The organism is Nocardia carnea (assembly GCF_029868855.1).
GTDB lineage: Bacteria > Actinomycetota > Actinomycetes > Mycobacteriales > Mycobacteriaceae > Nocardia > Nocardia carnea_A.
In genome coordinates this window covers 1-14,015 of the sequence record NZ_JARWOV010000219.1, presented here as the reverse complement: position 1 = coordinate 14,015, position 14,015 = coordinate 1, and the positions used below count along the sequence as shown (strand labels likewise).

Annotated in this window: 13 protein-coding genes; 10 read left to right on the top strand and 3 right to left on the bottom strand. The window is 67.7% G+C overall.

Translation table 11 applies throughout. The features are described from left to right. Window positions 1–52 precede the first annotated feature (52 nt). A complete protein-coding gene (locus tag QH195_RS21205; RefSeq protein WP_280423483.1) occupies window positions 53–583 on the top strand; it encodes a DUF4334 domain-containing protein in 531 nt (176 codons plus the stop codon). A gap of 5 nt (window positions 584–588) precedes the next feature. On the opposite strand, the gene QH195_RS21200 is transcribed toward QH195_RS21205, so the two are convergent. Beyond that, on the bottom strand, window positions 589–1,563 hold the full coding sequence (locus QH195_RS21200) for a quinone oxidoreductase family protein (protein ID WP_280436720.1): 975 nt from the start codon (window positions 1,561–1,563) through the stop codon (window positions 589–591). Between the two features lie 85 nt (window positions 1,564–1,648). On the opposite strand from QH195_RS21200, the gene QH195_RS21195 reads away from it, so the two are divergent. Together QH195_RS21195 and QH195_RS21190 are read left to right on the top strand one after the other, a co-directional pair. Next, window positions 1,649–2,215, top strand: coding sequence for a TetR/AcrR family transcriptional regulator (locus QH195_RS21195; protein WP_280436719.1), 567 nt, complete (start codon window positions 1,649–1,651; stop codon window positions 2,213–2,215). Window positions 2,216–2,301: 86 nt separating this feature from the next. Further along, a complete protein-coding gene (locus QH195_RS21190; protein WP_280436718.1) occupies window positions 2,302–3,174 on the top strand; it encodes a hypothetical protein in 873 nt (290 codons plus the stop codon). On the opposite strand, the gene QH195_RS21185 is transcribed toward QH195_RS21190, so the two are convergent. Beyond that, a complete protein-coding gene (locus QH195_RS21185; RefSeq protein WP_280436717.1) occupies window positions 3,140–3,766 on the bottom strand; it encodes an alpha-ketoglutarate-dependent dioxygenase AlkB family protein in 627 nt (208 codons plus the stop codon). The two genes, QH195_RS21190 and QH195_RS21185, sit on opposite strands and share 35 nt — an antisense overlap. A 334-nt stretch (window positions 3,767–4,100) precedes the next feature. Continuing rightward, window positions 4,101–4,655 carry a TetR/AcrR family transcriptional regulator gene (locus tag QH195_RS21180; protein WP_280436716.1) on the bottom strand — a complete coding sequence of 185 codons (555 nt, stop codon included), beginning with the start codon at window positions 4,653–4,655 and terminating at the stop codon, window positions 4,101–4,103. Between the two features lie 191 nt (window positions 4,656–4,846). Here QH195_RS21180 and QH195_RS21175 point away from each other — a divergent pair, with 191 nt between their 5' ends. The 7 genes from QH195_RS21175 to carB all read left to right on the top strand — a co-directional run bounded on the left by QH195_RS21175 (window position 4,847) and on the right by carB (window position 13,899). Continuing rightward, complete coding sequence (locus QH195_RS21175; protein WP_280436715.1) at window positions 4,847–5,689, top strand: SAM-dependent methyltransferase; 843 nt, start codon at window positions 4,847–4,849, stop codon at window positions 5,687–5,689. A gap of 178 nt (window positions 5,690–5,867) precedes the next feature. Beyond that, entirely contained in the window at window positions 5,868–6,512 is a 645-nt protein-coding gene (pyrR, locus tag QH195_RS21170) for a bifunctional pyr operon transcriptional regulator/uracil phosphoribosyltransferase PyrR (protein WP_280423490.1), read from the top strand. After that, window positions 6,509–7,465 (top strand): aspartate carbamoyltransferase catalytic subunit, encoded by a 957-nt coding sequence (locus QH195_RS21165; RefSeq protein ID WP_280436714.1) that lies wholly within the window; start codon window positions 6,509–6,511, stop codon window positions 7,463–7,465. Before pyrR ends, QH195_RS21165 begins: the two co-directional genes overlap by 4 nt. A 146-nt stretch (window positions 7,466–7,611) precedes the next feature. Next, complete coding sequence (locus QH195_RS21160) at window positions 7,612–8,931, top strand: dihydroorotase (protein WP_280436713.1); 1,320 nt, start codon at window positions 7,612–7,614, stop codon at window positions 8,929–8,931. Next, window positions 8,931–9,425 (top strand): transporter, encoded by a 495-nt coding sequence (locus QH195_RS21155; protein WP_280436712.1) that lies wholly within the window; start codon window positions 8,931–8,933, stop codon window positions 9,423–9,425. The genes QH195_RS21160 and QH195_RS21155 overlap by 1 nt, the downstream gene beginning before the upstream one ends. Beyond that, complete coding sequence (gene carA, locus QH195_RS21150; RefSeq protein WP_280436711.1) at window positions 9,422–10,543, top strand: glutamine-hydrolyzing carbamoyl-phosphate synthase small subunit; 1,122 nt, start codon at window positions 9,422–9,424, stop codon at window positions 10,541–10,543. The genes QH195_RS21155 and carA overlap by 4 nt, the downstream gene beginning before the upstream one ends. Then, window positions 10,543–13,899, top strand: a complete 3,357-nt coding sequence (carB, locus tag QH195_RS21145; protein WP_280436710.1) for a carbamoyl-phosphate synthase large subunit — start codon at window positions 10,543–10,545, stop codon at window positions 13,897–13,899. The genes carA and carB overlap by 1 nt, the downstream gene beginning before the upstream one ends. The last annotated feature ends 116 nt before the right edge of the window (window positions 13,900–14,015 follow it).

Sequence of the window (14,015 nt, the reverse complement as noted above, 5' to 3'; positions counted from 1 at the left end):
GAGAACGATAGGCTATTTCTCGCAACGTCCCTGATATCGAGGAGTGCGGACGATGACCGAGAAGGCCACCATTCTGCCGGTCGGCGGTTGCACCGTCACGCAGGCCTGGGAAATCTTCGACAGCCTGCCGGCGGCGCCGGTGGCCGAGGTGACGACCGGCCGCTGGCGCGGCGGCGAATTGCCCACCGGCCATCCGATGGACGGCACTCTGACCGAATCCGGTTGGTACGGTAAACAATTCGACGCCGCTGATGAGGTGCACCCGCTGCTGTTCACCGACGAGCGTGGCACCGTGTTCGCAGTGGATCCGCGCCGGGTTCCGTTATCGCTGGCCGGGAAGATACCGGCGCACTGGCTGCGGCCCGTGCGGAACAGGTTGCGCACGCTGGCTCCGCTGTTGCGTACCCGGAAGCCGACGGCGCGGCTACGCGATATCGAATATCGGGGTGTGGTGAGTGCCGCCATGGTCTACGACCATCTGCCCATCATCGACCATTTCCGGCGGGTCGACGACGAGACCTTGCTCGGTGTGATGGATATGCGCGGGCTGCCCGCGCCCTATTTCTTCGTGCTGCGCCGCTGAGGTGATCAGCGCGCAAACGCGTCCGGCGACAGGATCACCTTGCCGAGGGGAATCCGCGATTCGAGCAGTTCATGTGCTTCGGCTGCCTGATCGAGTCGCAATATCGTCTCGACCGGCGGGGTGAGCGCCGGGAGCCGCGAGAGGATCGCGGAGCGGGCCTGCCCCACCCGTTCCAGCCAGGCCGGCCCGGCACAGCCGAGGAAAGTCAGGCCGCGGGCGATCAGATCGCCCGCCGTGACCTGGGCGGGTGCGCCGGAGAGCCAGCCGTAGCCGAGCATCCGGCCGGAGCCGGGTGTCATGGTGTCGAGCAGTGTTGTGGCCGAGTCGCCACCGAAGGAATCGAAGACGATATCGACGGTGTCGGTGAGATTGTCGCGCAACTCCTCGGGCCAGCGCGGGCTGCTGTGGTCGATCACCTGATCGGCACCCAGCTCGCGGGCGCGGGCGATCTTGGCCGGATTGCCCGCTGTGGCGATCACCCGGGCCGCGCCGAATTCCCGGGCCAGCTGTACGAGATAGCTGCCCACCCCGGTTGCCCCGACTTCCACCAGTACGGTCTCCGTCCCGGTGAGTGCCGCCGCGTCCAGCAATGTCAGGGCGACCGAACCGCTCATCACCGCCGCTGCCGCGTCCGCGGTGGCAACCCCGTCGGGTATGGGGGTCAGCGTGGTGGTTCGCGCGCGGACGAATTCGGCGTACCCGCCGGTTCCGTCGGTTTCGGCGGTGACGCGGCGACCGAGCAGGGCCGGTTCCACGCCATCGCCCACGGCGACGACCTCACCTGCTGCCTGGAACCCGAAGACGACGGGCGGCGGCGCGGGCATGGGCACCGAGCCGGAGCGCAACATGGTTTCCGGGTACAGGACCGGAATCGCTTCGGCCCGGATCAGTACCTCGCCCGCTGCGGGTTGTGGTTTCGGCACCTCCCGGGCGACCAGGACCTCCGGTCCGCCGATACCTGTCATTACGATTGCCTGCATTGGTATTCCCTAACTTGACTAACGGTCCAGTTTTGCCCTCGCAACGATATGGACCGTTGGTCAAGTTGTCAACGAAGGCGGTGTCATGGCCCCGAAGGAACGTGCGGACGCGGCGCGCAATCGGCGCGCCATCCTCGACGCGACCGCCGCTCTCCTCGCCGAACACGGTGCCGAAGCCGTGACCATGGATCGGGTCGCGGCGGCTGCGGGGGTGGGTAAAGGCACCATCTTTCACCGCTTCGGCAACAGGGCCGGGCTACTGCACGAGATGGTGGCCGAAAGTGCGCTGACGCTGATGGCGCGGGTGACCGACGGCCCGCCTCCGCTGGGGCCGGGAGCCCCCGCACCCGAACGGCTACTCGCCTTTTTCGAGGCCATGGCCTGGATGGTGATCGACAACCTGGAACTGATGGTGATCTACCGGACCGAACCCCCGCATCCGCGTACGGAGGAATTCCACCTGTTCTGGCGAAAGCACATCACGACCTTGCTCGCCGAGGCGCGGCCGGATCTGGATGCCGAGGTTGTCGGCCGGTTACTGCTGGACGGTCTGGCCGGCGCGACCGTGCCCGACCTGTCTCGCGCCGGAGATGTCGATCGTCTGCTGGCGGCGGTCCGGGAACTGGTGGGGTCGGTGCTGCGCGCTCCGTAGTGGCACGGAGGCCACCGAAAAGCCGTTGCCGGCCCAGGCTGTTCGTGCTTTTCTGGGCCACGTACGCGAGGTGCTCTGGAGGTGGTATGACCGCGCGGAACAGCCGGCCGCGCCGGGTCGCGGCCACCGATGACCAGCTGAAGCTGCATCGGCGTGTCATGGTGCTCGACGGGCGGGTGCACACCGTGATCACCCTGCGTCCCGGTACCGATTTCCGGTTCTCCACCAACCGGTTCCACGACACCTGGCATATTTTGTCGGACTGGCGCGGCGCCCGGGTGCTGGCCCGGTTGCTGTGGGGGCTGTCGTATCAGCGGCGGTCCGGCACGTTGGTGGTGATCGATACGCGGCACTTGGATCCGAACCCGTTCGACGGTGCCCCTGCCGATCCGATCGTCCTGGTGCCCACCGACCGTACGGTGTTCACGCGCCGGTCGGCTGCGGCATTGAGTCGCAGGCTGCCGCTACGCGATCGGCCGGACGGTACGGTGCGCTGGCAGACCTTCGGGCTCGATCCCGCGGTGTCCGAGGTGGCGGCATGGCGGGAAAGGTTGTTCGCCGGCGCTGCCGAGCACTGGGCGCCGCCGCGGGGCCGATGCCGAGTCGATCGATACGGCCGCATGCTCGTCCTTGCGGGCTCCGCCGAATGGCTGCGCGATTGGGCCGTGGGTATCGCGCGGTTGGGTGACTGTTCCTGCGCGGATATGGATTACACGTATCTCGACGAAGGTGTCGACGGCGAGGTGCAGATATTCCGGCAGTACCGTCGCATGGTCGGGGCAGCACGGCAAGCGCGGGCGGAGCTCTGTGGAACGGCCGGTGCGCGGTCGCGGTCGGCCGAGTCTCTCCAATCCCGAATCTGGTCCCGTGCCGCGGAAATTCGCCGCCGCGGTCTTCCTGCCCTGTCCGGGCGGGGAGAGCGGATCACCGTACCCCGCGCGGGCGGAACTGGATACTGATCCGGGGTCCGGTTGCCCGCCGCGATTTCGGTACGGCATGTTCCCAGGTGCGCTGGCACGAGCCGCCCATGACGAACAGGTCGCCGTGGCCCGGCCGGAACCGCAGGCTGGGGCCACCGGTGCGGGGTCGTAGCAGGAGTGGGCGTGGCGCCCCGAGCGTGAGGATGGCGACCATGGTGTCCTGTACGGCACCGCGGCCCAGGGTGTCGCCGTGCCAGGCAACACTGTCGCGGCCGTCGCGGTAGTAGCACAGCCCCGCCGTCCGGAACGGTTCGCCGAGTTCGGTGCGGTAGTGCTCGCTCAACGCATCGCGTGCCTGGGCGAGGATCGGGTCGGGTAGAGGTGTGGATTCGCCGTAGAAACACAGCAGCCTCGGTACGTCGACGACGCGGTCGTACATCGGCCGTTGTTCCTCGCGCCACGGAACCTCCGTGACGAGGCGGTCGAAGAGTTCATCGGCGCCGCGTAGCCAGCCGGGCCGCAGGTCGACCCATGCGCCGTCGGTCAGCTGCGTCCGGTGGATATTCGTCAGCGGTTCGAGTTCGATCGCGCCGAAGCCGTCGAGCAGCGATGCCTGAAAGGGTGCCGGCATGGATCCAGCATAGACGATATGCGAACGTATGTTCGATTGGGTCGGTGGTGTAGCCGATTTCCGTTGTTGTCGGCCGGGCTGCTCGGGGCGACGATCGAACAGCCGGCCGGGGCGCTGTCCCGGACCGGCGGGCGGTGTCACTGCTGGACAGTCCGGCGGTTTCGTATGCCTGTTCCCCCGGAGTGTTTCCGTTCGCGGCGCCGGTACGCTCGCGCCGTTCGGACCGGCCGGGGTGATTGCCGTGGTAGTGACGGTGTCGGCGAGCGTCGACCGCGCTCTCGGCGAGGTAGCGCCGCTGTATGTGCAGGAGCCGGGCCGAGTGTGGATCGTGGAATCAGTTCCTGCGCAGAATATCCTGGGCGACAGCGACAGCCGCCTGAAAGCATTCGTCGTCCGACAGCGGGAGATCGCCCATCATCGCGGTGCTCCAGCTGATCGCCAGCAGTGCCTGCCGGGCATGGAAGACGTCCAGGGGGGCGCGCTCGGGTTCGGTCATCAGATCGGCGATCACCCGGAACTGATAGCGCAGGCTCGCACCGAAACCCAATTCCCGGAAAGCGGGCTGGTTTTCGTGCATGAACCGCACCATGTCCCGGCCGGTGCTGTGCAGCAGGGCTCCGTAGCGGTCGAGGATCTCCGTGGTGCGGGCGGGGCCGGGTGGGGTGGCCTCGGCCCAGGTGATCAATTCGTCGATACCGCGCCGGACATCGTCGGAGACGCTGGCGACGATATCTTCCTTCGTCCGGAAGTGGTAATACAGCGCGGCTTTGGTGACGCCGAGATGTTCGGCGATCTGACGCAGCGAGGTCTTCTCGTAGCCCTGTTCGGAGAACAGTTCCATCGCCACCGCGCGGATGCGGTCGCGGGTATCGCTGCGCCGGCCGGCCAACAGTGTCTCCTCGTATTCGACGGTCCGCGTGGGGCCCGAGAGTCTTAGTGCTCGACGGTCTGCCGCAGGAGCCTAATGGGACCGCGGCGTCGATACCCATCGGCCGATCGAAGCGGCCGGAATTCGGGCGGCAGAGTCGGCAGCATGGTTAACTAGCCGGGCGACAAGTAAGTAATGGAGGAGGGTCGCCGATGACCGGAACATCCGCACCGATCCCGACCGCCGGAGTCGCGATGACCGCACTCGGGGTCGCGCTGATCCGGGTCCGGGAGTCCGCACGGCCCGACCGGCTGTATGCGGATCCATTGGCCGAGGTCTTCGTCGCCGCTGCCCGGCCGGGATTCGACGACGCCCGCTGGGCGCGCCTGGAAACACTGGCCGAGCAGTTCTACGAAGGCCGCACGCTCGCGGTCAAAGCCGTGGACGAGCACGTCCAGGAGGCAGCCGGGGTGCAGTGTCCGCAGATCGTCCTGCTCGGGGCAGGTCTGGACACCCGGGCTTTCCGTCTCGACCTCCCGCACGAAACCGTGTTCTTCGAGGTGGACCTTCCCGAACTCTTCGACTTCAAGGAACCGGTCCTGGCCGCCCACCGGGCGCATCCGGTCTGTGCTCGTCACACGGTCGCCGCTGATCTGTGCGGCGACTGGGAGCGGGTCCTGCTCGACCAGGGTTTCCGCGCCGATCTGCCGACCGCCTGGGTCGACGAGGGTGTGCTCGGCTATATCCCGCGCACGTCGGCTTATGCGGTGGCCGAGAAGGTGACCCGGCTCTCGGCACCGGGGAGCAGGTTCGGGATCGGTCGGTTCCAGGTCGACGCGGCCGCACCGCAGTACCGCGCATTGCGCGAACTGGTCCGGGAGGCACCGGAGGAGCCACCGGTGAACGGACTGGGGCCCGACGCCGAGTCGTGGTTCGCCACGCACGGCTGGAGGACGACGTTTCGCGCCTGGGACGATCTCGTCGCACCCTACGGTCGGCCGGATGCCATAGGAGGTGACCCGGCCGTCGGCCATGTGGTGGCAGTCCGCGAATGATTGTCGCGCGATCCGGGTAACGGTGATCACACCGGCCGGCGCTGAGGCGGTGAGTGGCCGCACTCACAACCGGTTCAGCGTCCTCACCTGGTGAAAAGTGCCGTCGACGGGCTGATAGGCTGCTCGGCGTAAGACATCCTTTAACGGACCGTCCGGTGAGGCGGGGAAGGAGGTCGGTATGGCTGTGCCCGAAGAACGGGCCGCCACGTCCGGCGCTGCCGAGACGGCGCCACCCGTTGAGCGGCATACGCCGGAATGGGTGGCGGCGGGACGGGAACTGTTGTCTCCCTCCGATGTCGGCCGGACCGTCGCGCGGATCGCGCATCAGATCATCGAACGCACGGCCCTCGATTCCGGCGACCCCGGCACACCGCGTGTGGTACTCATCGGGATCCCGACCCGGGGGACGACGCTGGCCGCGCGGCTCACCGACAAGATCGAGGAATTCTCCGGTGTGCGCCCGGCGCTCGGATCGCTCGATATCACGCTCTACCGCGACGACCTGCGCACCAAACCGCACCGCCCGCTGGAACGGACCTCGGTACCCGAGGGCGGGGTGGAAGACGCATTGGTGGTCCTGGTCGACGATGTGCTCTTCTCCGGCCGCACCGTGCGGTCCGCGCTCGACGCGCTACGCGATCTGGGCCGGCCACGCGCCGTCCAACTCGCCGTTCTCGTCGACCGGGGACATCGCGAACTGCCGATTCGCGCCGATTTCGTCGGTAAGAACGTGCCCACCGCGCGCACGGAGGACGTCTCGGTGCTGCTGAGCGAACACGACGGCCGCGACGGCGTCTTCCTGCATCAGGGGGAGGGACAGTGAGACATCTGCTGACGGTGACCGACCTCGACCGCGATGCCGCCACCGCCCTGCTCGACGAGGCGGAACGGTTCGAGCAGGCGCTACTCGGCCGGGAAGTGCACAAACTGCCCACCTTGCGCGGCCGCACGGTGATGACGGTGTTCTTCGAGAACTCGACCAGGACACGCGTCTCGTTCGAGGTCGCGGGGAAGTGGATGAGCGCCGATGTGATCAATGTCAGCGCGAGCAGTTCGTCGGTCGCCAAGGGGGAATCCTTGCGCGATACCGCGCTCACCCTGCACGCCGCCGGGGCCGACGCCCTCATCGTGCGGCATCCCGCCTCGGGTGCGGCGCATCAGATCGCGCACTGGTTCGAGGACTGGTCGCGGCGGTCGGGCAGTGCGGTCCCGGCGGTGATCAACGCCGGTGACGGTATGCACGAACATCCCACGCAGGCCCTGCTCGATGCGCTGACCCTGCGGCAGCGGCTCGGCGATATCGCCGGGCGCCGGGTGGTGATCGTCGGCGATATCCTGCACAGCCGGGTCGCGCGGTCCAATGCCTTCCTGCTGTCCACACTGGGCGCGGAAGTGGTGCTGGTGGCACCGCGCACGCTCCTTCCGGTGGGGGTCGAGGACTGGCCGGTGCGGGTCTCGGTGGATCTGGATTCCGAGCTTCCCGGCGCGGACGCGGTGCTCATGCTGCGGGTCCAGGCGGAACGGATGAACGGCGGATTCTTCCCGTCGGCGCGGGAGTACGCCGTGCGCTACGGACTGTCCGAACGGCGGGTCGCGCTGCTCGACGAGCACGCCGTGGTGCTGCATCCCGGGCCGATGCTGCGCGGTATGGAGATCGCGTCGTCGGTGGCGGATTCGCCGCGCGCCGCGGTATTGCAACAGGTGACGAATGGAGTCCATATGCGTATGGCGGTGCTGTTCCGCCTGCTGGTCGGTGTCCAGGAGGCCGCGGCGTGAGTGCGTCAGGCCCGGAGGAGGCAGCGGAGCGTAACCACGGAGGGCCCGCGCGCACGCCCGATGGACACAGCGTGAGTGCGTCAGGCCCGGAGGAGGCAGCGGAGCGTAACCACGGAGGGCCCGCGCGCACGCCCGATAAGCACAGCGTGAGCGACAGCGTTCTGATCACCGGTGTACGACTTTACGGTGAGGGCGACCCGGTCGATGTGCTGATCGCCGATGGGGTGATCCGGGAGATCGGGACCGGACTGCGCGCGGACGACGCCGAAATCGTCGCCGGGGACGGCCGGGTACTGCTGCCCGGGTTCGTGGATCTGCATACGCATCTGCGCGAGCCGGGCCGGGAAGACACCGAGACCATCGAATCCGGATCGGCCGCCGCGGCACTCGGCGGATACACCGCGGTTTTCGCCATGGCCAACACTTCGCCGGTGGCCGATTCCCAGGTGATCACCGACCATGTGTGGCGGCGCGGTCAGGAGGTCGGGCTCGTCGATGTGTACCCGGTGGGTGCGGTCACGGTCGGCCTCGCGGGCGAGCAGCTCGCGGAGATGGGCACCATGGCCGCCGGTGCCGGCGCGGTCCGGATGTTCTCCGACGACGGGCACTGCGTCCACGATCCGCTGATCATGCGGCGGGCCCTCGAATACGCGCGTTCGCTGGATGTGCTGATCGCCCAGCACGCGGAGGAGCCGCGGCTGACCCGCGGTGCGGTCGCGCACGAGGGGCCGACGGCCGCGCGGCTGGGTCTGGCCGGTTGGCCGCGGGCCGCGGAGGAATCCATCGTGGCCCGGGATGCGCTGCTGGCCCGGGACGCCGGCGCGCGGGTGCATATCTGCCATGCGTCGACCGCGGGCACGGTCGAACTGGTGAAATGGGCCAAGGAGCAGGGGATCGCCGTCACCGCCGAGGTCACCCCGCATCATCTGCTGCTCACCGACGCCCGGCTGGAAACCTATGACGCCGTGAACAAGGTGAACCCACCGTTGCGTGAGGGCTCGGATACCGAGGCATTACGGCAGGCGCTGGCCGCCGGGATCGTCGACTGTGTCGCCACCGATCACGCACCCCATGCCGAACAGGACAAATGCTGCGAATTCGCGGCGGCCCGTCCCGGCATGCTCGGATTGCAGACCGCGCTGTCGATCGTGGTGGAGACCATGGTGCGACCGGGTCTGCTGGATTGGCGCGGCGTAGCGCGCGTGATGAGCGAACGGCCGGCCGAAATCGTCGGTCTCGACGATCAGGGGCGGCCGATCGAAGTGGGCGAACCGGCCAACCTCGTACTTGTCGACCCGGACGCGGCCTGGACGGTCGACGGCGAACATCTCGCCAGTATCGCGAGCAATACGCCCTATCAGTCGATGACGTTGCCCGGACGGGTCACCACCACACTGCTGCGCGGCCGGATCACCGCCCGCGACGGTGTTGCGGCCACGCCCGGCACACCGGTGGGAGGCCGCTGATGGAACGGGCACTCTGGGTGATCCTGTGCGTACTGCTGTGGGTGCTGGCGGTCTATCTGATGTACCGGGGCTGGCGCAATCGCGCCGCCCGGCAGCAGGACCGGATCGGCGAACTGCCGCCGGTACCGGCCGAAACCGGGCCGCAGGTATTGGCACCCACTACCGGTCTCTACCTGGGCAGCACCATGGCGCCGAGCTGGCAGGACCGGATAGCGGTCGGCGATCTGGGCTACCGGGCGACAGCGGAACTGACCCGTTACGAGCACGGAATACTGCTGGAACGCGAGGGCGCCACCACGATCTGGATACCGGAGGAATCCATCACCGCCATCCGGACCGAACGCGGGCACGCGGGCAAGGTGATGACCGAAGGCGGTGTCCTGGTGATCCGCTGGACCCTGCCGACCGGAACCGAAATCGATACCGGGTTCCGGGGCGACGACAAATCGGTGTATCCGGCCTGGGCGCGGGCAACGACGGGAGATGACGAATGACGAGTACGACAGCAGCCGCGGCCCTGGTCCTCGAGGACGGGCGGATCTTCCGCGGCACCGCCTACGGCGCGGTCGGGCAGACCCTCGGCGAAGCGGTGTTCTGCACCGCCATGACCGGCTATCAGGAAACCCTCACCGATCCGAGCTACCACCGGCAGATCGTGGTGGCCACGGCCCCGCAGATCGGGAACACCGGCTGGAACGACGAGGACGACGAATCGCAACAGATCTGGGTCGCCGGCTACGCCGTGCGCGACCCCGCCCGCAGGCACTCCAACTGGCGCGCCACCGGCACCCTGCCCGGACAGCTGGAACAGCAGAACATCGTCGGTATCGCCGGGATCGACACCCGCGCGGTGGTGCGGCACCTGCGTAGCCGCGGATCGATGAAGGCCGGTATCTTCTCCGGCTCCGCGCTCGCCGAACCCGCGGAGTTGCTCGCCAGGGTCACCGGGCAGCCGTCGATGCTCGGCGCCGACCTGGCCGGTGAGGTCAGCACCGACGAGATCTACACCGTCGAACCCGAGGGCGAGCCCCGGTTCACGGTGGTCGCGGTGGACCTCGGCATCAAATCCAACACTCCGCGGATGTTCGCGCAGCGTGGTATGCGGGTGCATGTGGTGCCGTCTTCGACGAGCCTGGACAAGATCCTGGAACTGAAACCGGACGGCGCGTTCTTGTCCAACGGTCCCGGCGATCCGGCCACCGCCGATACCGCGGTCGCGCTCACCCAGGGAATCCTGGACAAGGGGCTGCCGCTGTTCGGTATCTGCTTCGGCAACCAGATCCTGGGCCGCGCGCTCGGCCGGGGCACCTACAAGATGAAGTTCGGGCACCGAGGGATCAATATCCCGGTCGTCGAGCACGAGACCGGCCGCATCTCCATCACCGCGCAGAACCACGGGTTCGCGCTGGAAGGTGAACGCGGCGAACAGTTCGACACCCCGTTCGGCAAGGCCGAGGTCAGCCACGTCTGCGCCAACGACGGCACGGTGGAAGGGGTGCGACTGGTGGACGGTCGCGCCTTCTCCGTGCAATACCACCCGGAAGCGGCCGCCGGGCCCCATGACGCCGCGTACTTGTTCGACCGGTTCGCCGGTCTGATGAAGGGAGCCTGATGCCTCGCCGTACCGATCTCGAACATATTCTGGTCATCGGATCGGGCCCGATCGTCATCGGTCAGGCGTGCGAGTTCGACTACTCGGGCACCCAGGCCTGCCGGGTACTGCGCTCGGAGGGCCTGCGGGTCTCGCTGGTGAACTCCAACCCGGCGACCATCATGACCGACCCGGAATTCGCCGATTCCACCTACGTGGAGCCGATCACCCCGGAATTCGTCGAAAAGGTCATCGAGAAGGAACGCCCCGACGCCCTGCTGGCCACTCTCGGCGGGCAGACCGCGCTGAACACCGCCGTCGCCCTGCACGAGCGCGGCGTCCTGGCGAAGTACGGGGTCGAGCTGATCGGCGCCGATTTCGACGCCATCCAGCGCGGTGAAGACCGGCAGAAGTTCAAGGACATCGTGGCGAGCGTCGGCGGCGAAAGCGCGCGCTCCCAGGTCTGTTACACCATGGACGAGGTCCGGGAGACCGTCGCCGAACTGGGCTTTCCGGTGGTTGTGCGGCCGTCGTTCACCATGGGCGGGCTCGGCTCCGGGATGGCCTACAACGACGAGGACCTCGACCGGATCGCCGGCGGTGGCCTCGCCGCCTCGCCCACCGCGAACGTCCTCATCGAGGAATCCATCCTGGGCTGGAAGGAATACGAGCTCGAGCTGATGCGCGACGGCCGCGACAACGTCGTGATCGTCTGCTCGATCGAGAACGTGGACCCGATGGGCGTGCACACCGGCGATTCGATGACGGTGGCCCCGGCCCTGACCCTCACAGACCGCGAATACCAGAAGATGCGTGATCTCGGTATCGCCATCCTGCGCGAGGTCGGCGTGGATACCGGCGGTTGCAATATCCAGTTCGCGGTGAACCCCACCGACGGCCGGCTCATCGTGATCGAGATGAACCCCCGCGTTTCGCGGTCCTCGGCGCTGGCGTCCAAGGCCACCGGTTTCCCGATCGCGAAGATCGCGGCGAAACTCGCCATCGGCTACACGCTGGACGAGATCGTCAACGACATCACCAAGGAAACCCCGGCCTGTTTCGAACCCACCCTCGACTACGTGGTGGTCAAGGCGCCGCGGTTCGCGTTCGAGAAGTTCCCGGGTGCCGACCCGACCCTCACCACCACCATGAAATCGGTGGGCGAGGCCATGTCGCTGGGGCGTAACTTCGCCGAAGCGCTCGGTAAGGTGCTGCGCTCGCTGGAAACCAAGGCGACCGGTTTCTGGACCGCCGAGGACGGAAAGTGGGCGCCGGCCTCCGCGGATCAGGCCGATATCGATGCCGCGATCGAGGCGATCCTGACAGATCTGCGGACCCCCACCGAAGGCCGCATCTATCAGGTGGAGCGGGCCCTGCGGTTCGGGGCGAGTATCGAAGCGGTCGCCGAGGCCTCCGGTATCGACCCGTGGTTCGTCGCCGAGATCGCCGGGCTGGTGGATCTGCGCCGCGAACTGCTCGATACCGCGGTGCTCGACGAGGCGCTGTTGCGCCGGGCCAAGTACCACGGCCTGTCCGACCGGCAGATCGCCGCGCTGCGGCCGGAACTGGCCGGTGAGGGCGGAGTGCGCGCGCTGCGCCACCGGCTCGGGGTGCGCCCGGTGTTCAAAACCGTGGATACCTGCGCTGCCGAATTCGAGGCCAAGACGCCGTACCACTACTCGGCCTACGAGCTCGACCCGGAAGCCGAATCCGAAGTCGCCCCGCAGCCGGATCGGGAGAAGGTGATCATCCTCGGGTCCGGCCCGAACCGGATCGGGCAGGGGATCGAGTTCGACTACTCCTGTGTGCACGCCGCGCAGACGCTGTCGGCCGCCGGCTACGAAACGGTGATGGTCAATTGCAACCCGGAGACCGTCTCCACCGACTACGACACCGCCGACCGGCTTTACTTCGAACCGCTGACCTTCGAAGACGTGCTCGAGGTGTACCACGCGGAATCCGAATCGGGCACGGTCGCAGGTGTGATCGTGCAGCTCGGCGGCCAGACCCCGCTGGGTCTGGCGCAGCGACTCACCACCGCCGGAGTCCCGGTGGTGGGCACCAGTGCCGCTGCCATCGACCTCGCCGAGGACCGCGGGGAATTCGGTGACGTCCTGGTCGCGGCCGGGCTGCCCGCTCCCAAGTACGGCACCGCTACCACTTTCGAGCACGCCCGCAAGATCGCCGCCGAAATCGGCTACCCCGTGCTGGTCCGGCCCTCGTATGTACTCGGCGGCCGCGGTATGGAGATCGTCTACGACGAGGATTCGCTCGAAGGCTACATCTCCCGCGCCACCGAACTCAGCCCGGAACATCCGGTGCTGGTGGACCGCTTCCTCGAGGACGCCATCGAGATCGATGTCGACGCGCTCTGCGACGGCGACGAGGTGTTCCTCGGCGGGGTCATGGAACATATCGAGGAAGCCGGTATCCACTCCGGTGACTCGGCCTGCGCGCTTCCGCCGATCACGCTGGGCCGCAGCGATATCGAAGCGGTGCGTCGCTCCACCATCGCACTGGCCAAGGGAATCGGTGTCAAAGGCCTGCTGAATGTGCAGTACGCGCTCAAGGACGACGTCCTCTATGTGCTCGAGGCCAATCCGCGCGCCAGCCGCACCGTCCCGTTCGTCTCCAAGGCCACCGCGGTACCGCTGGCCAAGGCGGCGGCCCGGATCATGCTGGGCGCCACCATCGCCGACCTGCGCGCCGAGGGCATGCTGCCCGACGGCGACGGCGGGCACGTCCCGATGGACGCACCGGTCGCGGTGAAAGAGGCGGTGCTGCAGTTCCACCGGTTCCGTGCTCCGGACGGCAGCCAGGTCGATTCCCTGCTCTCGCCGGAGATGAAATCCACCGGCGAGGTGATGGGCATCGACGCCGATTTCGGGACGGCGTTCGCCAAGAGCCAGTCCGCGGCCTACGGTTCGCTGCCGACCGAGGGCACCGTTTTCGTCTCGATCGCCAACCGCGACAAACGCGCGATGGTGTTCCCGGTGAAACGGCTGCACGACCTCGGCTTCCGTATTCTGGCGACCACCGGGACCGCGGAAATGCTGCGGCGCAACGGGATCCCTTGCGAGGAGGTGCGCAAGCACTCCGATCCGGTCCCGGCGGCCGATAACGACCAGGTGCCGGCGGCGTCCATCGTGGAGCAGATCCGCGACGGCGAAGTCGATATGGTCATCAATACGCCCTACGGCAATTCCGGACCCCGCGTGGACGGTTACGAGATCCGCAGCGCCGCGGTGGGTGTGAGCATTCCCTGTATCACCACCGTGCAGGGCGCCGCGGCGGCCGTCCAGGGGATCGAGGCCAGTATCGCCGGTGGCCTCGGTGTGCGCTCCCTGCAGGAACTGCATTCGGCGTTGCGTGGCTGAGGGCGCGGCGATGACTACCACCTTCGGCGCGCGTCTGGCTGCGGCCACGCGCCCGCACCGCCCCAAATGAGTCGGGATAGACCCGCAAACCCCCCAGCGGGACGCCAGGGGCCGGC